This window comes from Phocaeicola vulgatus ATCC 8482, from assembly GCF_000012825.1.
GTDB classification, from domain to species: domain Bacteria; phylum Bacteroidota; class Bacteroidia; order Bacteroidales; family Bacteroidaceae; genus Phocaeicola; species Phocaeicola vulgatus.
Genome location: NC_009614.1, coordinates 4,742,788 through 4,762,654, shown reverse-complemented (window position 1 = coordinate 4,762,654; position 19,867 = coordinate 4,742,788). Strand labels below are relative to the sequence as shown.

Annotated in this window: 16 protein-coding genes, 5 tRNA genes and 1 rRNA gene; 11 read left to right on the top strand and 11 right to left on the bottom strand. The window is 42.3% G+C overall.

Annotated features, from left to right (window positions below):
* Positions 1-25 precede the first annotated feature (25 nt).
* Complete coding sequence (locus tag BVU_RS19365) at positions 26-301, bottom strand: putative quinol monooxygenase (protein ID WP_005851637.1); 276 nt, start codon at positions 299-301, stop codon at positions 26-28.
* Positions 302-349: 48 nt separating this feature from the next.
* Positions 350-1,507, bottom strand: a complete 1,158-nt coding sequence (locus tag BVU_RS19360) for a glycosyltransferase (RefSeq protein ID WP_012055919.1) — start codon at positions 1,505-1,507, stop codon at positions 350-352.
* A 204-nt stretch (positions 1,508-1,711) separates the two neighbouring features.
* Here BVU_RS19360 and BVU_RS19355 point away from each other — a divergent pair, with 204 nt between their 5' ends.
* Together BVU_RS19355 and BVU_RS19350 are read left to right on the top strand one after the other, a co-directional pair.
* On the top strand, positions 1,712-2,254 hold the full coding sequence (locus BVU_RS19355) for a hypothetical protein (protein ID WP_012055918.1): 543 nt from the start codon (positions 1,712-1,714) through the stop codon (positions 2,252-2,254).
* 108 nt (positions 2,255-2,362) lie between these two features.
* The gene (locus BVU_RS19350; protein WP_008667781.1) at positions 2,363-3,721 is read left to right on the top strand and encodes a transposase; all 1,359 of its coding nucleotides are present in this window, start codon (positions 2,363-2,365) and stop codon (positions 3,719-3,721) included.
* A gap of 251 nt (positions 3,722-3,972) precedes the next feature.
* On the opposite strand, the gene lysA is transcribed toward BVU_RS19350, so the two are convergent.
* The 8 genes from lysA to purU all read right to left on the bottom strand — a co-directional run bounded on the left by lysA (position 3,973) and on the right by purU (position 11,178).
* The gene (gene lysA, locus BVU_RS19345; protein ID WP_005841215.1) at positions 3,973-5,133 is read right to left on the bottom strand and encodes a diaminopimelate decarboxylase; all 1,161 of its coding nucleotides are present in this window, start codon (positions 5,131-5,133) and stop codon (positions 3,973-3,975) included.
* Positions 5,134-5,240: 107 nt separating this feature from the next.
* On the bottom strand, positions 5,241-6,560 hold the full coding sequence (locus BVU_RS19340; protein WP_005841213.1) for an aspartate kinase: 1,320 nt from the start codon (positions 6,558-6,560) through the stop codon (positions 5,241-5,243).
* A gap of 107 nt (positions 6,561-6,667) precedes the next feature.
* Positions 6,668-7,426, bottom strand: coding sequence for a cell division ATP-binding protein FtsE (locus tag BVU_RS19335; protein WP_005841212.1), 759 nt, complete (start codon positions 7,424-7,426; stop codon positions 6,668-6,670).
* Positions 7,427-7,428: 2 nt separating this feature from the next.
* Complete coding sequence (hisIE, locus tag BVU_RS19330) at positions 7,429-8,040, bottom strand: bifunctional phosphoribosyl-AMP cyclohydrolase/phosphoribosyl-ATP diphosphatase HisIE (RefSeq protein ID WP_005841211.1); 612 nt, start codon at positions 8,038-8,040, stop codon at positions 7,429-7,431.
* 164 nt (positions 8,041-8,204) lie between these two features.
* Positions 8,205-8,960, bottom strand: a complete 756-nt coding sequence (hisF, locus tag BVU_RS19325) for an imidazole glycerol phosphate synthase subunit HisF (RefSeq protein ID WP_005841210.1) — start codon at positions 8,958-8,960, stop codon at positions 8,205-8,207.
* A 9-nt stretch (positions 8,961-8,969) separates the two neighbouring features.
* On the bottom strand, positions 8,970-9,689 hold the full coding sequence (hisA, locus tag BVU_RS19320; RefSeq protein WP_005841209.1) for a 1-(5-phosphoribosyl)-5-[(5-phosphoribosylamino)methylideneamino]imidazole-4-carboxamide isomerase: 720 nt from the start codon (positions 9,687-9,689) through the stop codon (positions 8,970-8,972).
* Between the two features lie 41 nt (positions 9,690-9,730).
* Positions 9,731-10,321 carry an imidazole glycerol phosphate synthase subunit HisH gene (gene hisH / locus BVU_RS19315; RefSeq protein ID WP_005841208.1) on the bottom strand — a complete coding sequence of 197 codons (591 nt, stop codon included), beginning with the start codon at positions 10,319-10,321 and terminating at the stop codon, positions 9,731-9,733.
* Positions 10,321-11,178 (bottom strand): formyltetrahydrofolate deformylase, encoded by an 858-nt coding sequence (gene purU, locus BVU_RS19310; RefSeq protein ID WP_005841207.1) that lies wholly within the window; start codon positions 11,176-11,178, stop codon positions 10,321-10,323. The genes hisH and purU overlap by 1 nt, the downstream gene beginning before the upstream one ends.
* A gap of 264 nt (positions 11,179-11,442) precedes the next feature.
* Here purU and BVU_RS19305 point away from each other — a divergent pair.
* From BVU_RS19305 to BVU_RS19280, 6 genes are all read left to right on the top strand, one after another.
* Positions 11,443-11,516, top strand: a tRNA-Asp gene (locus tag BVU_RS19305).
* Positions 11,517-11,546: 30 nt separating this feature from the next.
* Positions 11,547-11,620, top strand: a tRNA-Asp gene (locus BVU_RS19300).
* Positions 11,621-11,649: 29 nt separating this feature from the next.
* Positions 11,650-11,723: transfer RNA gene (locus BVU_RS19295), tRNA-Asp, on the top strand.
* A gap of 258 nt (positions 11,724-11,981) precedes the next feature.
* Positions 11,982-12,617 (top strand): phage integrase SAM-like domain and Arm DNA-binding domain-containing protein, encoded by a 636-nt coding sequence (locus BVU_RS19290; protein ID WP_005845755.1) that lies wholly within the window; start codon positions 11,982-11,984, stop codon positions 12,615-12,617.
* Between the two features lie 267 nt (positions 12,618-12,884).
* Positions 12,885-13,565 carry a porin family protein gene (locus BVU_RS19285; protein ID WP_005845753.1) on the top strand — a complete coding sequence of 227 codons (681 nt, stop codon included), beginning with the start codon at positions 12,885-12,887 and terminating at the stop codon, positions 13,563-13,565.
* Positions 13,566-13,857: 292 nt separating this feature from the next.
* Positions 13,858-15,897 carry a beta-glucuronidase LacZ4 gene (locus BVU_RS19280; RefSeq protein ID WP_005845752.1) on the top strand — a complete coding sequence of 680 codons (2,040 nt, stop codon included), beginning with the start codon at positions 13,858-13,860 and terminating at the stop codon, positions 15,895-15,897.
* Between the two features lie 759 nt (positions 15,898-16,656).
* Here BVU_RS19280 and BVU_RS19275 read toward each other — a convergent pair.
* Complete coding sequence (locus tag BVU_RS19275) at positions 16,657-17,085, bottom strand: hypothetical protein (protein WP_012055917.1); 429 nt, start codon at positions 17,083-17,085, stop codon at positions 16,657-16,659.
* A 924-nt stretch (positions 17,086-18,009) separates the two neighbouring features.
* Here BVU_RS19275 and BVU_RS19265 point away from each other — a divergent pair.
* The 3 genes from BVU_RS19265 (at position 18,010) to BVU_RS19255 (ending at position 19,837) form a co-directional block, all read left to right on the top strand.
* Positions 18,010-19,537: ribosomal RNA gene (locus BVU_RS19265) — 16S ribosomal RNA — on the top strand.
* A gap of 135 nt (positions 19,538-19,672) precedes the next feature.
* Positions 19,673-19,746, top strand: a tRNA-Ile gene (locus BVU_RS19260).
* Between the two features lie 17 nt (positions 19,747-19,763).
* Positions 19,764-19,837, top strand: a tRNA-Ala gene (locus BVU_RS19255).
* The last annotated feature ends 30 nt before the right edge of the window (positions 19,838-19,867 follow it).

Sequence of the window (19,867 nt, the reverse complement as noted above, 5' to 3'; positions counted from 1 at the left end):
GTCGGATCAAGATGGATAACCGGATTTAGAATTCAAATTTTTCTAATTTCATCTTGCCCAATTCTTGCAATTTAGGAACCAAGGTTATAAAATGTGCAGCTTTTTCGTGTGCATCCAGTGACTCAGCATCTTTCCATGTTTCGCAAATCATAAGGACATCTTTCCGTGTCGCGCTCTCAAAGATATCATAAGCGATGCAACCCTTGTCGTTTAAAGATTGCGCTACCAATTCCTTTGCTGTTTCTAAGACAGCATTGCGGTTACTCTCGTTTACTTGGATAAAAACATTTAATCTGATCATAATTCGTATTATTAAATTAAGAAATGTATAGTTGGTTTCATTCTCTTTTTATTTTCTCATAAACTCATTTTTCCGTCTGAATTTACGTTGTAATTTGAATACCCCATTCCATGCAGGTTGCAGAAAATCGAATAAGGGGAGTAGTGCACAGAACTTCCGTTCGCCAAAAACTTTGGCGGTTTTTCTGAAAACAATCAGTTGCATCGTGAAGCGTGCTGACCATAGCAAAACGGCAATGCCTGCAATAGTCCATTGGTGGAGAAGAATACTGGTGGTTATAGTGGCGATGATGGCTGTATAGAACAAGAATCTGCTGCAAGTCTCAAATCCCATGAGATAACGGGCGGTTCCATGAAATAACCGGCTGGTAGCCGCATAGCTTATTTTCTCTTCACACCATATTCTTTTATATTTAGGCATGGCGATTCGCATCAGACTTTCAGGGCTGGCTTCAACTCGTGTATTGTGTGCACGGGCTGTTTCATTGATGAACAAATCATCTTCTCCACGTTGCAGATTCAGGTGGGAGGCAAATCCCTTCTGCTTGTAGTACAGCGTTTTCCGATAAGCCATATTCCGTCCTGTGCCCATGTAGGGATGTCCGGACACAGCCATACCCAGATAACGCATAGAATTCAGCAACGTGTCGAAAGTGATTTTCTTATTAAACCATCCCGGTACTTTTTCGTAGTTGCTGTAGCCTAAAACGATTTCGGTGGCAGGTGTGAAATTACGTGCCATCTGTTTCAGCCATTGATTGCTTTGCGGACGGCAATCGGGTTCGGTAAATACCAGCCATTCATGGCGGCTGGCTTTAATTCCCATTGTTATTCCCAGTTTCTTGTGGCTGATGTAGCGTGCACTGTCGGGGATAAAGGTATGATAGAGATTGGGATATTTGTCTTCCAGTAATTTCAACGTATTGTCACAATCATCTGCCGGGCGGTCGTAAATCACAATCACTTCGAATTCCGGATAGTCCTGCTCTAAAATAAATGGGAGGTTTTCTTGTAATTCGTGGGCTGCGTCTTTTGCCACAATGATGACAGACAGTGGAGGATTTTGGGTATTTATATCAGTGGCATATGCTGTTTCTCTGCTGTGAGTGTATAGTTTGTTATATAGCCCCAGATAGTAAACGGCCTGCGTGGTGAATAAGGCTCCCGAAGCTATTGGTAAGATTGTATCTATGGTGAATGGTTCCATGTGTGATCTGTTTTAAAAACGTGCAAAAATACAGCAAATAATTGAATTGTAGCAGGATGAATATTCTTTATTTATTCAAAAGTTCAGATTTAATTATAATTTAATGTTAAAAGTGTGTTTCCGTGAATATTTTTCAAGTATAATTGCTATATTTAAGGAAGTTAACTGAAACCTGTAACAAGTCCTGACCAACGGGCAATTATTATGAGAATACAATTTGAGATTAAAGAAAGTTTGATCAATATACTTGATCAGCTTATGCATTCCGACTTTTGGGCTACGGAAATCAAGGAAGATGAGTCAGGAAAGAAGATTATCAAGATTAAAGACTTGGCTTATAACTTAGAAGCCGTGGCCGAGGTGATGGGGAATGAAATTTTTATTAGAACTGCTTTGTCTAAGTACACGTATCGTATTTATGAGGTGAAGGGGGAGTGCTGGTGCGAGTATGTGGGGGCCTATCGCGGTTTTTTGGAACAGAAGCTCCTTCCAATAATTACTCCGAAGGAAAATCTGTTGGAATGTGAGGTGCTGGATAGTTCCATATTAGGAGGCAAACAGAAAACTTTGCGTGAGTATGCGGAAGATAATTTAAAGCTAAAGAAGTTCCGTGAACAGAATTTTGGTAATAATGGATTTTCAAAAGCGGATCATCCACGGCGTGTGTATGATGAATTTATAAAAGAAGATTTCATTCCGGAAGATAAAAAGGGACATTCATTAAATATTACAAAATCAGCCAACTAATTCATACACAAAGTATTGCGAATTAGTTGGCTTTTTTGTATCTTTAGGTATTCCCCCGAAAATAAGATTTGACGGCCAAAACGGGGGAAATATCCAAACTAATAAGATATGGCAAAGATAGTGAATATTTCAGAAATTCACCCTACTTTGGGTTTTACAGAATTTGATATTCTGGAAAAATACCGCAAGAGTTTTAATGAGAGTGAGCTTGGCAAGCTTCATTCGGTCTTTCCGTTTGAATGTATGGCAAAAGCCGCCGGCCTGTCGGACCGGCGCCTGGGACGCAGGAACAGATTCAGTCCTTCCGCAAAGATCGCCCTTATGGTCCTGAAGGCATACACCGGATTCTCCGACAGGCAACTGGTGGAACATCTGAACGGGAACATACACTACCAGATTTTCTGTGGAATTATGATTCCCCCGTCCCTTCCCATAACCAACTTCAAGATAGTCAGTGCCATCCGTAATGAGATAGCATCCCGCCTTGACATTGATTCTTTCCAGGAGCTCCTGGCTTCACACTGGAAACCTTATCTTGATAACCTTCACGTCTGCATGACCGATGCCACATGCTATGAAAGCCACATGCGTTTTCCTACGGACATGAAACTCCTTTGGGAAAGCCTCGAATGGCTCTACAGGCATATATGCCGGCATTGCAGGGAGTTGGGCATAAGGCGTCCGCGCAACAAATACAGGAATGTGGCGGAATCCTATCTGTCCTACTGCAAGAAAAGAAAGAGGAGAGCTTCAAGGACAAGAATGCTTAAGCGCCGTATGATCAAGCTTCTTGAAAAGCTCCTCAGTCAAAGGGATGGGATCCATAGCGAGTACGGTGCTTTACTCCGATATACCCAGGATTATCATAAGCGTCTTTCCATCATCAGAAAGGTGCTTGTACAAGAAAAGGAAATGTTTGAAGGGCGGAAAGTCAGTGACCGCATCGTCAGCATTGACCGTCATTATGTACGTCCCATCGTCAGAGGCAAGGAAACCAAGTCCGTCGAGTTCGGTGCAAAGGTCAATAATATACAGATAGACGGCATATCGTTCATCGAACACCTCTCGTTCAAGGCATTCAATGAGGGTATACGCTTGAAGGACTGTATCCGTATGCAGCAGAAGCTTATGAATGTAAGGGTAAGATGTGTGGCTGCCGATTCCATATATGCCAATAATGCCAACAGAAAGTTCTGTACAAAATATGGGATATCCACATCCTTTGTGCGCAAGGGAAGGGCGGCCAAAGATGAGCCTTTGAGGAAGGTGCTTAGAAGCGAACTCTCAAAAGAAAGGGCAACACGGCTTGAAGGAAGCTTCGGCACTCAAAAGCAACATTACTCGCTCTCAAGGATAAAGGCCAGAAACAGGAAGACGGAAATACTGTGGATTTTCTTTGGAATACATACGGCAAATGCCATACTGATGATAGAAAAAATCAGAAACAAAACAGCTAAAGCAGCATGATATGATTTTACTCACAGAATCAGAAGAGGTCATCAGACTTCTTCCGGAACGTCATGTCCTGTCGGATAGAAGTATGTGAGAAAGCACGGAAAAATGACAATAAGAATGGCATATGAAATGGTCATGCCCTATCATCTTCATATGCCATCTTATTTTTTAGAGACATTTACTGAATATCCCTAAATAAGAAACAGCGCCGCTTTGCATCAAAGCGGCGCTGTTTCTTATTTATTCAGGCAGTTGGAGTTGGTTTATACTAACTCTTCTGAGGTATATCCTTTGGGCAATGCACGACAATTGTAAGCCGATGCCATAATTTCACCATATGCTCCTGCTGAACGGAGAGCGAAAAGGTCGCCACGGTGTGCTTTGTTCAAATCAATAGCCTTGCCGAATACATCGGATGATTCGCAGATGGGGCCTACCACATCGTAAGTTTCCATAGGTTCTTCCGAAGTGATATTTTCTATTTTGTGGTATGCCTGATAAAGGGCAGGACGAATCAAGTCGGTCATGCCGGCATCTAATATGGCAAACTGTTTGTTGGTTCCTTGCTTTACATAAATCACTTTGCTGATAAGGCTGCCGCACTGTCCTACTACGGCACGTCCCAGTTCGAAATGTAAAGTCTGCTGGGGGCGCAGTTTCAGATGCTTGTGATAAGTGGCAAAGTATTCCGTGAAGTTGGGGATGGCTTGACGGTTGGGGTGTGCATAATCAATTCCTAAGCCGCCGCCTACATTGATATGTTCTACTATGATTTGGCGGGCATAGAGTTTTTCCTGTAGTTCGTTTACACGGTTGCACAAGGCTACAAAATCACCCATATCCAGAATCTGAGAACCGATGTGGAAATGTAAGCCTACAAATTTTACATGAGGCAATGTTCCGGCCATATCAATCACTTTGTCCATATCTTCCATGCTGATACCGAATTTGTTTTCTGCTAGTCCGGTGGTGATATTTGCATGGGTATGCGCACCTACATTCGGATTGATACGGAAAGCTACACGGGCTGTTTTGCCTTTGGCGGCAGCCAGTTCGTTAATGATTTCCAGTTCGGGTACGGACTCTACGTTGAAGCAGAAAATATCATAATCCAGACCCAGATTAATTTCCCAGTCTGTCTTGCCTACACCAGCATAGACTATTTTGTTTGTCGGGAATCCGGCCTTAATGGCTGCGCGGATTTCTCCGCCACTTACACAGTCGGCTCCCAGACCGCTTTCGCGGATAATTGTCAGGACTTTGTGGTTAGCATTGGCCTTCACGGCGTAATGCACGCAGAAATTATTGTATTTGCCTGCTTCTTTGTTGATGCATGACAAGGTTTCTCGCAGCACATTGACATCGTAATAGTAGAAGGGAGTTTCCAACTCTCTGAACTTGTTTACGGGGAATGTTCCTTTCATATTGTATTTTGTTTTTATGAGCAAGGGCGAATTAAATTCGCCCGAAAACACCAACTTTGTAGAGTGGGATGTATTCGGGCGGATTCAATCCGCCCCTACAGTAGAAATTATTTATTGTTGAATAAATGATCGCTTAATGACTGCAATGCTTTCTTCTTGTCTTCTTCACGAATCAGGAAAGAAATATTGTAGTTGCTACCGCCGAATGAAATCATACGTACCGGTATGTCGCGCATGGCGTCCAACGCTTTGGCTTCAAAGCCTACGTTTTCCCATTCCAGGTCACCGACTACACAGATGATACACATATCCTGATCTACGGTTACTGTACCATATTTCTTCAAGTCGTCCAGAATTTCATTCAGATGTTTGGTGTTATCAATGGATACGGAAACACCGACCTCTGAAGTACAGATCATGTCGATAGAGGTCTGATAGCTTTCGAAGATTTCGAATACTTTGCGCAAGAAGCCGTGGGCCAGTAACATACGGCTTGATTTGATCTTGATGGCAGTGATGTTGTCTTTGGCTGCAACTGCCTTGATTTTGCCTTTTTCCGTATCATTGGAAATCAAAGTCCCCGGGGCTGTAGGTTCCATTGTATTAAGCAGACGGACGGGAATATTGGCATATTTGGCAGGCTGTACGCAAGTAGGATGCAGAATCTTCGCACCAAAGTAGGCCAACTCGGCAGCTTCTTCGAAGTGCAGGTGACGTACAGGAGAAGTCTTGTCTACGATGCGCGGGTCATTATCGTGCATACCGTCAATATCTGTCCATATCTGGATTTCGGAGGCGTTTACAGCGGCACCGATCAGTGATGCGGTATAGTCGCTTCCGCCACGTTGCAGATTATCTATCTCGCCATAGGCGTTACGGCAGATAAAACCTTGTGTGATATAAATTTCAGCATCCGGATGTATTTCCAGCTGTGCGGCCAGTTTTTCTTTGATATATACAGGATCGGGCTCCGAGTTCTTGTCCGTGCGCATGAATTCCAATGCCGGAAGTAAGATGGCGTTGACCCCTTGTTCCTGCAAATAGTTGGTAACCATGTTGGTGGAGATCAATTCGCCTTGTGCCAGGATTACTTTTTCTTCGAACAGTGTGAAAATATCTTTTGTATACGAACGAATATAATCGAACTGTGCTTTTATAAATTCCTGTGTTTTCTGCTTATACTCGTCAGTAGAATAAAGTTCATTAACATGCTGTTTATATTTAGCCTCCAGTCTGTTAATGATTTCATTCGCACCTTCGGGATTTTTCTTATACAGATAATCCGAAATTTCAACCAACGTGTTTGTTGTTCCAGACATGGCTGAAAGTACAACAATCTTCTGTTCACCGTCGGTAATTAATTTGGCTACTTCTTTCATTCTTTGTGCAGAACCTACCGAAGTACCTCCAAACTTTAAAACTTTCATTTTTCGTTTCGTATTTTAATTGTTCCTATATTGATAATTAGCGTGCAAATATACAAATAAGACTGCAAAAATCAGCATTTTAGCGATGATATTTATCATTCATCTACTTATTCTGCCGTTTCTTGGGGTGTAACTGTCGTTTTTTCTCCTTTTTCGGTCTCATTTTGACTTCTTTCCATCCGGCTGTATTCGTGAGTCACTTCTTTGATATGATGATTCTCAAAGCGGTAGACAACTCCCGGATATTCCGACAGGAGATGCAGATTATGGGTGGTCATCATGATGGCGGAGCCTGTAGCACAAATGGATTTCAGAAGTTCTACAATTTTGCGCCCTGTTTCGGTGTCCAGGTTACCCGTCGGCTCGTCGGCCAGAATAATGTCCGGCCGGTTCAGGATGGCACGGGCGATAACAATGCGTTGTTGCTCGCCACCCGATAGCTCGTTGGGCATTTTGTATCCTTTGCCGGTCATTCCCACTTGGTCCAGTACTTCTTCAATGCGTGCTTTGATGGTTGCTTTGTTTGTCCATCCGGTGGCGCGCAATACAAAACTGAGGTTTGCGTGTACGGTGCGGTCTGTCAGTAACTGAAAATCTTGAAAGACAATGCCTAAACGGCGGCGCAGTTCGGGAATATGCTTCCGCTTGATGTTAGTCATGTTGTAGCCTAATACCTCAGCTTCTCCTGACTGTATATCCAGCTCACCGTAAATTGTTTTCAGTAATGAGGTTTTTCCGGAACCGACTTTTCCAATGAGGTAAACAAATTCACCCTTGTTCAGTTCCAGGTTTACATCTTCCAATACGCCTAACTCTTGTTGGTTGATATATACGTTTTTATATCGAATGAGAGCTTCGTCCATCATTTTTAATGTTTTTTCCACGTAGCGCTATGACGTTCTTTCAATTCACGGGCAAGGTCTTCGATGCGATAGCCTTTTGAGGTGAGCAGTACAATCATGTGGTATATCAGATCGGCTCCTTCGTAGATGAGGCGTTCGTCGGTTCCGTTACAAGCTTCGATAACCGTTTCCACGGCTTCCTCGCCTACTTTCTGTGCCATTTTGTTGATACCGGATTCGAACAGGCTGGTGGTGTAAGAGCCTGCGGGCATTTCCTCGTGACGTTTGTCAATGAAATCTTGTAATTCCTTCAGGAACATGATGTCTTCTTTGTTTTCTTCTCCCCAGCAAGTATCTGTTCCGGTGTGACATACAGGACCTGCCGGATTTACTTTGATCAGCAGGGTATCCTTGTCACAGTCTTCTTTTATAGAAACAACATTCAGGAAATTCCCGCTTTCTTCACCTTTTGTCCACAGACGGTTCTTGGTACGGCTGAAGAAGGTTACTTTACCGGTTTCCACTGTCTTTCGGTATGCTTCTTCATTCATAAACCCTAACATCAGTACTTTGCTGGTGCTGTTGTCTTGTATGATGGCGGGGATCAACCCGTTCATTTTTTCGAAATTCAAATCCATTTTTCTATATTTTATTGTTATATTATCGGTGTTGTATAGAACTTGTTTAAAATTTCATCAGCATCGTCATTCAGAGTGGAATGAGGATCTGAAGGTCGTTTGCCAGTCTTTCATCCTGTTTGGGATGGTAGTGGAAACAGATTTAGATGCAATTAAAAACAGAGTTATAACCTCACATTAATTCCTTGTTCGCAAAGATATTGTTTTAATTCGGGAATTTTAATTTCTCCGAAATGAAAAACGCTGGCTGCTAATGCAGCATCTGCTTTCCCTTTTGCAAATGTATCGCGGAAATGTTCCATGCATCCGGCGCCTCCAGATGCGATGACGGGAATTGTCAGTAAATCGGCCAGGGTGGAGAGGGCTTCGTTGGCATATCCGTTTTTCACTCCGTCATGGTTCATGCTCGTGAAAAGAATTTCTCCTGCCCCGCGGTTGTTCACCTCTTTAGCCCAGTCAAACAGGTACTTGTCGGTTTCAATCCGGCCGCCGTTCAGATAGCATTTCCACCCGGTTTCAGTCTGCTTGGCGTCAATGGCTACCACACAGACCTGTGAACCGAAATGTTTGGCAATCTTGTCTACCAAATCCGGATTGCGGATGGCTGATGAATTGATAGAAACTTTGTCAGCTCCTGCATTCAATAGCCGGTCTACGTCGCTCAGTTCGTTTATACCTCCTCCTACAGTAAAGGGGATATTGATATTGGCCGCTACCCGTTTTACCAAATCGGTAAAGGTTTTGCGCCCTTCATGGCTGGCAGTGATATCGAGAAAGACCAGTTCGTCAGCTCCCTGTTCACTGTAGGTACGCCCCAGTTCTACCGGATCACCTGCTTGACGTAAGTTTACGAAATTGGTTCCTTTTACGGTCTGCCCGTCTTTGATGTCCAGGCAAGGTATGATTCTTTTTGCTAACATGATTTGCTTTTACATGAAACGGTTTAAGTCTTTCAATGTAATTTTTCCCTCGTATAATGCCTTGCCGAAAACAACAGCCGGAACTTTGGCTATTTCCAGGTCGATAATGTCCTGTATACAGCTTACTCCTCCGCTGGCTATCAGATGCATATTCGGGAACTCCTTCAGGATTTGCTGGTATAGTTCCACGGAAGGTCCTTGCAACATTCCGTCACGGCTGATGTCGGTACATAACACCTTGAAAACCCCTTCTTTAGTATAATCTTTCAAAAAAGGGATCAACTGCTGCTGACTTTCCTCTTTCCAGCCATTGACAGAAATTTTATTCTCCTTTACATCAGCTCCCAGAATGATTTTCTCGTTTCCGTATTGTTCCAGCCATTTTTTGAAAAGCCCGGGATTTTTCACGGCTACGCTGCCCAGGGTTACCATTTGTGCGCCATTGTCGAAAGCGATGACTAGGTCCTCGTCTGTTTTTATCCCTCCTCCAAAATCAATGACCAGAGAAGTGCGGCTGGCGATTTGGTCTAGTACACGGTAATTCACAACATGGCGTGAAACTGCTCCATCCAGATCGACAATGTGCAGACGATGAATCCCATGGGCTTCAAATTCTTTGGCAACCTCAACCGGGTTTTCGTTATATACTTTCTGTGTGTTATAATCTCCTTGAGAAAGACGGACGCATTTGCCATCAATAATGTCGATGGCAGGAATTAACTCTATCATATCTATTTCTTCTTATACATTGTTATATATAATGTAATGGTTCACAATTCTAAAAAGTTCCTCAGGATTCGTTCGCCCACGGCTCCGCTCTTTTCGGGATGGAACTGTGTCGCATAGAAATTATCTTTGTGCAAGGCCGAACTGTAGGGGAGGATATAATCTGTTTGTGCTGCCGTAAACTCGTTCAGAGGCACATAGAAGCTATGTACGAAGTATACAAATTCTTCTTTGGTGAATCCTTTGAACAGGTCGCTGCGTACATGAGTCAGGGTGTTCCATCCCATATGGGGTACTTTGTCTTCATGCCGGGTGGGGCTGAACAACTTTACATCAGTATCAAAGATGCCCAAGCAGTCAGCATTTCCTTCTTCGGAGTGCCGGCACATCAGCTGCATTCCCAGGCAGATACCTAGTACAGGTTGTTTTAAGTTTTTAATAACTTCATCCAACCGGTTTTTCCGGAGATGGCTCATGGTTGTTTCGGCTTCGCCCACACCGGGGAAGATAACTTTGTCGGCACTCATCAATACTTCCTTATCGGAAGTGATGGTTGCTTCTACTCCAAGGCGCTTCAGTGCATAGTCTACGGAGTAGATGTTTCCTGCATTATATTTTACGACAGCAATTTTCATCAGCTAAAGATAACTGTTTTATTTTTATAAGCCAATACTTTTCGTTCAATATGTTTCTGAACAGCACGAGAAAGGACTATTTTTTCCAAATCTTTACCTTTACTTACTAAATCCTGCACAGTGTCCTTGTGTGTGATGCGTACTACATCTTGCTCAATGATAGGACCGGCATCCAGTTCGGAGGTAACATAATGGCTGGTCGCACCAATGATTTTTACTCCTCGTTCAAACGCTGCATGATAAGGTTTTGCACCAACGAACGCAGGGAGGAAAGAGTGGTGTATGTTGATGATGCGGTTGGGATATGCTTCAATCATTTGTTCGGAAATCACTTGCATATAGCGTGCCAGTACAATGAAATTGATGTTATGTTTTTCCAATAGCTCCATTTCTGCTTTTTCCTGTTCCATTTTGTTCTCTTTAGTAATAGGGAAGAGATAGAACGGTATACCGAAACGTTCTGCCACATGCTGAAGGTCGGGATGGTTACTTATAATCAGCGGAATTTCCACATTCCATTCTCCGGCCGTGTAGCGTGCCAGCATATCGAACAGGCAATGGGACAGTTTGGAAACAAATATGGCCATTTTGGGTTTTACATCCGAGAAATAAAGACGGAATTTCATTTCATATTTTTGGGCATACAAGGTTTCAAAATAATCTTCTATTTTATTTTTAGGAATAAAGAAATCCTTTATTTCCCATTCTATACGCATGAAAAATATATTTTCTACATGGTCCACATATTGGTCTAAGTAGACAATATTACCTTTGTTAATTGTAATAAAGTTTGTGACTTCTGCCAAAATGCCTGGTTGGTCTGGGCAGTGCAACAATAATTTTGCAGTTGTATTCATCTTTTTCCCTAATTTTCGATTTTAATCTATTGAGTGCACAAAAATAGCGAATTATTGCCAATAAGCTAAATTTTATAACAAGAAGTTTGTTGAAAAGATTAAAATAATAACAATATCGTAATTTTTAGGGTGGGGAGGTGAAGGGAGTTGGAAAATATTTTTTTTATGGTTTTTGCCAAAACGCTTGCAGATTTAAAAATAATGCGTACCTTTGCACCCGCAATCGAGAGAGAAAGCGTCGGAAGAGAGACTATCAAAATTATTGGTGCGTTAGTTCAGTTGGTTAGAATACATGCCTGTCACGCATGGGGTCACGGGTTCGAGTCCCGTACGCACCGCAAGTTTTTTTCCGATTTATCAAAATTACTGGTGCGTTAGTTCAGTTGGTTAGAATACATGCCTGTCACGCATGGGGTCACGGGTTCGAGTCCCGTACGCACCGCAAGTCTTTTTTGATTTATTAAAATTATTGGTGCGTTAGTTCAGTTGGTTAGAATACATGCCTGTCACGCATGGGGTCACGGGTTCGAGTCCCGTACGCACCGCTTCTCAAGAAAGCAAAATTAGGAAAAGCTCTGATTCTCAACGGAATTAGGGCTTTTTTGTTTGTTTGAGGTGAAGCAGAATGTAGCGTTTCTGAGAAGTATGTCAGGTGCAAATTCTGTTGCTTTTTTAGGGCTACTGAAAAATGCAACTAAAATGCAGATATTTCTCTGAATTTCCTTATTTTATAAGGAAGTGCCTTGCTCCATATTTATTGCGTTTGTAACGCTAAAAACAGAATAGGATGAAACTAAGGTGCAATGAAAGTTTTGTTCTTCGCTCTGAAGAGCAGATTGTTGAAAAATGGTGAAGCACCTATTATTCTTCGTGTGACAATTGACGGGCAAAGTGAAGATGCCCGTATCCAAAGAAGTGTTCCTCTAAAGATGTGGAATAATGTTAAGGGATGCAGCAAAGGTAAAGACCGGGCGTCGGTGGAACTGAACTGCTATATTGAGTCGCTGACAGTCCGTTTATACCAGATTCACAAGGAACTTTTGTGTCAGGAGGCTTTGGTAATTCCTAAACATCTTTTGGTGAAGCTGTTCTCTAAAGAGGAACGTCGTATTGTTTTGGGTACGATGAAGAAGTGCATGGATGACTGGACGGCATTAATCGGCAAGGAATATCAGAAATCCACTCTTTCCCGTTATGGGAACTGCTATGAATTGCTGGAGATTGTAATCCACGAATTCTACAGGAAAGAGTATATTTCCTTCAACGAGTTGAAGGGTGAGTTTATTGATGCTTTTGAAATGCACCTGCGGATAGTGAGAAAATTGTCTCAGAATACGCTGACCAAATATATGAGCTGCTTCAGAAAAATAATGTATCAAGATGAATTATTGTTGATGTGGAAATATATAAAAAATCATGCAGTCAATGTGCTAATTTAAAATAGCTTCTTCTTTTGTAAGCCTGAAACCGTACTTATTGCTTGTTCCCCTTGTATTTTTTTAGTGGATCGGTTATCGCTATATCGTACTTACATTCAATCTTATCGGTTTGGTAAAATGTTAGTTTGAAATAAAAATGATTTCATGGATGGGGGTAAAACGGAACTTTGTTGTCATTCTGTCAAAAAATGAAGTTGTTATGATGAAAAAGATTATAGCGACACGATAGTATAAACTATAGAATTACTAACTTTAATTTATTTTTCAATGAAAAAAGTATTATTATTTGCTGTTGTTTTTTCTTGTAGCATGTGGGCTAATGCTCAGCGTGTTACATGGGCAACCGAAGCAGGGTTATCTGCAATACAAAGAACTGGGTATGGAGAATGTTGGCGTCCATCCACTCGTTTAGGGATATCTGCAGATTATAATGTTAATAATATGTTCTCTATGAAGTCGGGATTATATTATACTTTTAGAGGATACTCTGTGAATAATGGCGGAACATATAGTAATGGAGATGCTACATGGATAGAAAATGTTTCTCAGACAAGGCATTTTTTACAAGTTCCTATTTTAGCTAAATTCTCTATCCATAGCAACAATTCCACTAAATTTTTCTTTGAGATAGGATCATATATAGGATATTGTATAAAAAATCATATTGACAGCAATCCATATTATCTAACTATGCCTTCTTCCGGTTGGGTTGAAGGATATCCTGGTGTGGGAGAAAGTGCGGAGGGTGGTAGCAACCAGTTTCTATATCAGCATGCGAGAAATTTCGACTGGGGAATGACATCTGCTGTAGGTATTGAAAATCGGAGGTGGACGGTTAAGCTTCAATATGAAATGTCACTTGGGAAAGAATCTAAAAATGATAATATAGGTGTGAATTATAACAGTTTAACCCTCTCTGTTGGTTATAAGCTAAATGTAAAACAATAAGATAATATATCGTTGGATTTTATATTTGTAATTATATCGGTATTTTTTAGCATGCTTCTATACGAAATATTATAAGAAATGCTTGGAAAAATCTTTGAGAGGATATGTGTTGATTTATTATTTTGCTTATAATATATGCCGCTGTGAATATCAGAAGAAAAGTTATTCATGGCGGTTTTGACTTTTACCTTTTTCGTATTCAACTATTCTTCTGTGTTTTAGTTGCTCTCTCAAGTTTTTTGCCTATTTTTGCTGTTGGAACATAAATCAAAGTATAATAATAAAAATACATATGAAAAACCTCAGAAGAACTTTCACCGTATTATTTGCCGCAGCTTTCAGCATGCAGGTGTTGGCACAAAGAGAAGATAAGCTTATCAATCAGGATTGGAGTTTCCGTTTTTCCCATCAAGTAAATGCTAGTGCTGCACGTAGGGTAGACTTGCCTCATACTTGGAATGCGCAGGATGCCTTGGGTGGTAAGCACGATTACAAGCGGGGAATAGGTAATTATACTAAAAAGATATTCATCCGTCCCGAGTGGCAAGGCAAGCGGCTTTTTTTACGTTTCGAGGGGGCGAATTGCGTGAGCAACGTCTTTGTAAATGGTAAACATATAGGTGAGCATCGGGGAGGCTATGGAGCTTTTGTCTTCGAGATAACCGATAAAGTGGAATATGGAAAAGAGAATACATTGCTGGTACGTGTCAATAATGGCGAGCAGTTGGATGTAATGCCATTGGTCGGTGATTTTAATTTTTATGGCGGCATTTATCGGGATGTACATCTGTTGCTGACTGATAACCTGTGTATTTCTCCGTTAGATTATGCATCGTCTGGGGTTTATCTCATACAGCAACAGGTTACGGATAAACAGGCAACTATTTGTGCACGCGTAAATCTTTCTAATGGAACGGGAGAACTCCGGAAAGTAGTGCTCCGGTTGCAGGTTAATGACGGGAAAAAGACTGTGTATGAAACGGAGAAGGAAGTAAGTATGATTCCTCATACAGATGTACAGGTAGAGAATATAGAGTTCATACTGAAGAATCCGCGTCTTTGGAACGGTATGCAGGATCCGTTCATGTATCAGGCGGTGGTGACTTTGATTAAAGACGGAAAAGAATTGGACAAAGTGGAACAGCCGTTAGGGTTACGTTATTACGTTACGGATCCCGATAAAGGTTTTTTCTTGAATGGAAAATACTTGCCGCTGCATGGTGTATGCCGTCATCAGGAGAGGGCGGAAGTGGGTAATGCTCTTTGTCCGGTGCATCACGAGGAAGATACTCGTATCATGCTTGATATGGGGGTGAATGCTGTTCGTCTGGCACATTATCCGCAAGCTACCTATATGTATGATTTAATGGATAAACATGGTATTGTTACTTGGGCTGAGATTCCATTTGTGGGGCCAGGAGGATACGCTGATAAAGGTTTTGTTGATCAGCCTTCTTTCCGTGAAAATGGTAAAGAGCAGTTGAAAGAGATGATACGCCAGCATTACAATCATCCTAGTATCTGTTTTTGGGGGTTGTTCAATGAATTAAAAGAGCAGGGAGACAATCCTGTAGAGTATATAAAGGAGTTGAATGCTATAGCGCATCAAGAGGATCCTACTCGTCCTACTACTTCTGCAAGTAATCAGGAGGGTGCGTTGAATTTCATTACTGATCATATAGCTTGGAATCGCTATGACGGATGGTATGGGGCTACGCCGGCTACGCTTGCCACATGGTTGGATGCTACTCATAAGAACCATCCCGAAATGAAAATTGCCATCAGCGAATATGGTGCGGGTGCTAGTATCTATCATCAGCAGGATTCATTGGTACAAACTGTTCCCGGAAGTTGGTGGCATCCAGAGAATTGGCAAACAGAATATCACATTCAGAATTGGAAAATAATAAACGAACGTCCGTATGTGTGGGCTAGTTTTGTGTGGAATATGTTTGATTTCGGTGCGGCTCATCGTACGGAAGGTGATCGTCCGGGCATTAATGACAAAGGGCTGGTAACCCATGATCGCAAGATTAAAAAGGATGCTTATTATTTTTATCGGGCCAATTGGAATCCGGAACCTATGATTTATATCGCGGGGCGTCGTAATGTGAATCGAGTGAAGCCACTCGTTGATGTACAGGTTTTTTCGAATGTAGAAGAAGTGATATTGATCGTGAATGACTGTCAGTGTGGAAAGATGAAACCAGACAGTTTGAAAGTTTGTTTGTTCAAGGATGTCCCTCTCAGAAAAGGAAGGAATGAAATAGAAGTACGTGCCAATGATAGTAAAAAACAATTGATAGATCGATGTACTTGGATATTACAATAAAACAATTGTCGCAGGGAGTTATACATTTCTTTCTGCGGCGATTGTTTTTTATTAGTTTGATTTAACCAGTTGGCTCATCGTCTTGTGTTGATTCTACATAATCAGAACTGTTGAACCGTCGTTACGGTAGTGCTATTTTATCTCCATCCCATGTTGTGACAGATGAAGAATGTAACAACCAATAAAAAAATGATAGAAGATGAAAAGGTTATTTATTATTTAACTATTGCTCTTTCCGTTGTTCAGCGTGGCAGTATGTTTTCTTAATGATATTTCTACGCTAGAAACAGAACAGTTGATAATACCCGAAAAGCTAGGAAGTGGAGAGAACCGGGGTGATTTCGACTATCCGGCTGAAAAGGTAAGATACTTGTGGTTTACTTCTTCGCGCAAGGATAACGCAGGTTGTGGGCGAGTGTATTGTGGAGTTTACCGGTGTAGATGTATGCCGCATTGAGGTTGCCGAACTGTATGTTGAGGAATCCATACAATGACAACAACTGTTCGGGAGCTTATAACAATTTGCAATCAGGTATGATTAATCTGCTCGATGCGGAAACCTTAGCGTAGCATGATATGATTTTCTTCGATTCACTCTGCTAGTGGTATCAACCTGTATGGTAGCCTGTAGATTTCTTGAAACATGCGATTTGAAAGAGTGATTGGTGATACTGTCGTTTCTTTTGGGGAGGTTTCGCTGCCATCGTGCGAGGGAAAAATAGCATCCGTCGTGGAAATCCCTGTAGACCGAATGACTTATCAGACTAGTAGATGCCTGTTTCTCCACCAGTACCATATAAATCGGGTACCAGTTGTAATTAGGGCTACTGACAATCCTGTATAAAATACAGCAATGAATGCTTCCGGTAGTAAATGCAGGGTGCGTGTTAAAATACCTATGGTAATCATGAATGCCATGATAATCCACCCTTTTACATCGAAGAAAGAGAATGGACAATTCTTGGCTTTCTTTTGAGATATGCGATGAGTATGTTTCTTGTAAAGTTTATGAAATATCAGACCAAAGAATAACAGAAATACTATGGTAGCTTCACAGACTTTGAAGAACCAATAATGAGAATCGTTTATCCAGCAACTTATTCCAATACGTAAGATGTTGATACCGGCTAAGAGCCAAACTATGCCTGCTGTAATAAGTAATGTATTTTTTGTTACTCCGTATTTCATGTTAGCATTAAAAATAATGAATGGCAAAGATACGTCTTTTTAATGGATCATCTGATAGGTGGATAGTTTTTTATTTGTAAATGGAGGAATAAAACAGGTCTGTCTTTTTGTATAAAGAGAATTATAGAATTTACTTATTTATTGTCTTTGATTTCGTTCTTGTCTTAAATGGTAGTTTTGTTTTTTAGTGGGTGTGGAAGTGCTGCAAGTTTTGCAAGTTTGCAAGTTTGCCTTCCGTTTTTCCGTCTTTTCTTGTTTTTCGTCTGCTGTTTTCGTATGGGTCCCTTCCTTTTTCCGTCCCTATACGCGCGTGCGAATATTATAATGTGTCTGTCTTTTTCCTCCGGTGTCCTCCGTTATAAAAACATGCTTTGTAACACATCTGTTATTCAGAGTATTACAAAAAAGTTTCAGGAAATCCGTATAATTTTTCCTTCGTATGTTTGCTGGTAATCGTTAAAAGGTCTACCTTTGCATCCGCAATCGAGAGAGATGCGGCACTTCAGACAGTGTGTGACTGACTTGGTGAAACAAACGTAGGAGAGTTTTCCTTGACAGTGTCTGCACCCAGTATCTTACCTTAGCGGGGCTAAGGGAGCGAGAACGGATAAGACCTGGGGAGGATGGACGTCCCGCCTTTTATGGAAGTTTCGAAAAAAAAACTTTTTCAAAAAAAACTTTCGAAAACATTTGGCGGTTACGATAAAATCTCTTACCTTTGCATCCGCTTTCGGAAACGATGGCAAAACATAAATGAGAGTTCTTTGAAAGATTTAAGATAAACAAACAAGTAGTACAAGCCGGTGCACTATATGTAATATATATATATGGTGTACGGAAAAAACAAGAACCGTCAATATTGATATTGATAGATTTGGAATCCTTGAGCAGATTATCAACTGAACAGTTGGAAAAGATATTATTACAATGAAGAGTTTGATCCTGGCTCAGGATGAACGCTAGCTACAGGCTTAACACATGCAAGTCGAGGGGCAGCATGGTCTTAGCTTGCTAAGACTGATGGCGACCGGCGCACGGGTGAGTAACACGTATCCAACCTGCCGTCTACTCTTGGACAGCCTTCTGAAAGGAAGATTAATACAAGATGGCATCATGAGTCCGCATGTTCACATGATTAAAGGTATTCCGGTAGACGATGGGGATGCGTTCCATTAGATAGTAGGCGGGGTAACGGCCCACCTAGTCTTCGATGGATAGGGGTTCTGAGAGGAAGGTCCCCCACATTGGAACTGAGACACGGTCCAAACTCCTACGGGAGGCAGCAGTGAGGAATATTGGTCAATGGGCGCAGGCCTGAACCAGCCAAGTAGCGTGAAGGATGACTGCCCTATGGGTTGTAAACTTCTTTTATAAAGGAATAAAGTCGGGTATGGATACCCGTTTGCATGTACTTTATGAATAAGGATCGGCTAACTCCGTGCCAGCAGCCGCGGTAATACGGAGGATCCGAGCGTTATCCGGATTTATTGGGTTTAAAGGGAGCGTAGATGGATGTTTAAGTCAGTTGTGAAAGTTTGCGGCTCAACCGTAAAATTGCAGTTGATACTGGATATCTTGAGTGCAGTTGAGGCAGGCGGAATTCGTGGTGTAGCGGTGAAATGCTTAGATATCACGAAGAACTCCGATTGCGAAGGCAGCCTGCTAAGCTGCAACTGACATTGAGGCTCGAAAGTGTGGGTATCAAACAGGATTAGATACCCTGGTAGTCCACACGGTAAACGATGAATACTCGCTGTTTGCGATATACGGCAAGCGGCCAAGCGAAAGCGTTAAGTATTCCACCTGGGGAGTACGCCGGCAACGGTGAAACTCAAAGGAATTGACGGGGGCCCGCACAAGCGGAGGAACATGTGGTTTAATTCGATGATACGCGAGGAACCTTACCCGGGCTTAAATTGCAGATGAATTACGGTGAAAGCCGTAAGCCGCAAGGCATCTGTGAAGGTGCTGCATGGTTGTCGTCAGCTCGTGCCGTGAGGTGTCGGCTTAAGTGCCATAACGAGCGCAACCCTTGTTGTCAGTTACTAACAGGTTTCGCTGAGGACTCTGACAAGACTGCCATCGTAAGATGTGAGGAAGGTGGGGATGACGTCAAATCAGCACGGCCCTTACGTCCGGGGCTACACACGTGTTACAATGGGGGGTACAGAGGGCCGCTACCACGCGAGTGGATGCCAATCCCAAAAACCTCTCTCAGTTCGGACTGGAGTCTGCAACCCGACTCCACGAAGCTGGATTCGCTAGTAATCGCGCATCAGCCACGGCGCGGTGAATACGTTCCCGGGCCTTGTACACACCGCCCGTCAAGCCATGGGAGCCGGGGGTACCTGAAGTGCGTAACCGCGAGGAGCGCCCTAGGGTAAAACTGGTGACTGGGGCTAAGTCGTAACAAGGTAGCCGTACCGGAAGGTGCGGCTGGAACACCTCCTTTCTGGAGAGGACGAAAGATCGATAAGGTTTTTGTTCTTGTACTGCTGGTGTTGTTTATTTCAAGATATGATTCCGTAATGATACGGAAGAGAGAAAGTAAGAAGCCGGGTCTAATTAAACAGACTAGGTTGAACTTAGTCCTATAGCTCAGTTGGTTAGAGCGCTACACTGATAATGTAGAGGTCGGCAGTTCAACTCTGCCTGGGACTACGAACGGAATCAAGTTCGGGGGATTAGCTCAGCTGGCTAGAGCATCTGCCTTGCACGCAGAGGGTCAACGGTTCGAATCCGTTATTCTCCACTCCATCGGAAACGTAAGAAACGAAGATGA

Excerpts from the sequence above, each read along its gene's own strand:
- BVU_RS19365 (WP_005851637.1), bottom strand. The coding sequence starts at position 301 with ATGATCAGATTAAATGTTTTTATCCAAGTAAACGAGAGTAACCGCAAT.
- BVU_RS19360 (WP_012055919.1), bottom strand. The coding sequence starts at position 1,507 with ATGGAACCATTCACCATAGATACAATCTTACCAATAGCTTCGGGAGCC.
- BVU_RS19355 (WP_012055918.1), top strand. The coding sequence starts at position 1,712 with ATGAGAATACAATTTGAGATTAAAGAAAGTTTGATCAATATACTTGAT.
- BVU_RS19350 (WP_008667781.1), top strand. The coding sequence starts at position 2,363 with ATGGCAAAGATAGTGAATATTTCAGAAATTCACCCTACTTTGGGTTTT.
- lysA (WP_005841215.1), bottom strand. The coding sequence starts at position 5,133 with ATGAAAGGAACATTCCCCGTAAACAAGTTCAGAGAGTTGGAAACTCCC.
- BVU_RS19340 (WP_005841213.1), bottom strand. The coding sequence starts at position 6,560 with ATGAAAGTTTTAAAGTTTGGAGGTACTTCGGTAGGTTCTGCACAAAGA.
- BVU_RS19335 (WP_005841212.1), bottom strand. The coding sequence starts at position 7,426 with ATGATGGACGAAGCTCTCATTCGATATAAAAACGTATATATCAACCAA.
- hisIE (WP_005841211.1), bottom strand. The coding sequence starts at position 8,040 with ATGGATTTGAATTTCGAAAAAATGAACGGGTTGATCCCCGCCATCATA.
- hisF (WP_005841210.1), bottom strand. The coding sequence starts at position 8,960 with ATGTTAGCAAAAAGAATCATACCTTGCCTGGACATCAAAGACGGGCAG.
- hisA (WP_005841209.1), bottom strand. The coding sequence starts at position 9,689 with ATGATAGAGTTAATTCCTGCCATCGACATTATTGATGGCAAATGCGTC.
- hisH (WP_005841208.1), bottom strand. The coding sequence starts at position 10,321 with ATGAAAATTGCTGTCGTAAAATATAATGCAGGAAACATCTACTCCGTA.
- purU (WP_005841207.1), bottom strand. The coding sequence starts at position 11,178 with ATGAATACAACTGCAAAATTATTGTTGCACTGCCCAGACCAACCAGGC.
- BVU_RS19290 (WP_005845755.1), top strand. The coding sequence starts at position 11,982 with ATGAAAGTTTTGTTCTTCGCTCTGAAGAGCAGATTGTTGAAAAATGGT.
- BVU_RS19285 (WP_005845753.1), top strand. The coding sequence starts at position 12,885 with ATGAAAAAAGTATTATTATTTGCTGTTGTTTTTTCTTGTAGCATGTGG.
- BVU_RS19280 (WP_005845752.1), top strand. The coding sequence starts at position 13,858 with ATGAAAAACCTCAGAAGAACTTTCACCGTATTATTTGCCGCAGCTTTC.
- BVU_RS19275 (WP_012055917.1), bottom strand. The coding sequence starts at position 17,085 with ATGAAATACGGAGTAACAAAAAATACATTACTTATTACAGCAGGCATA.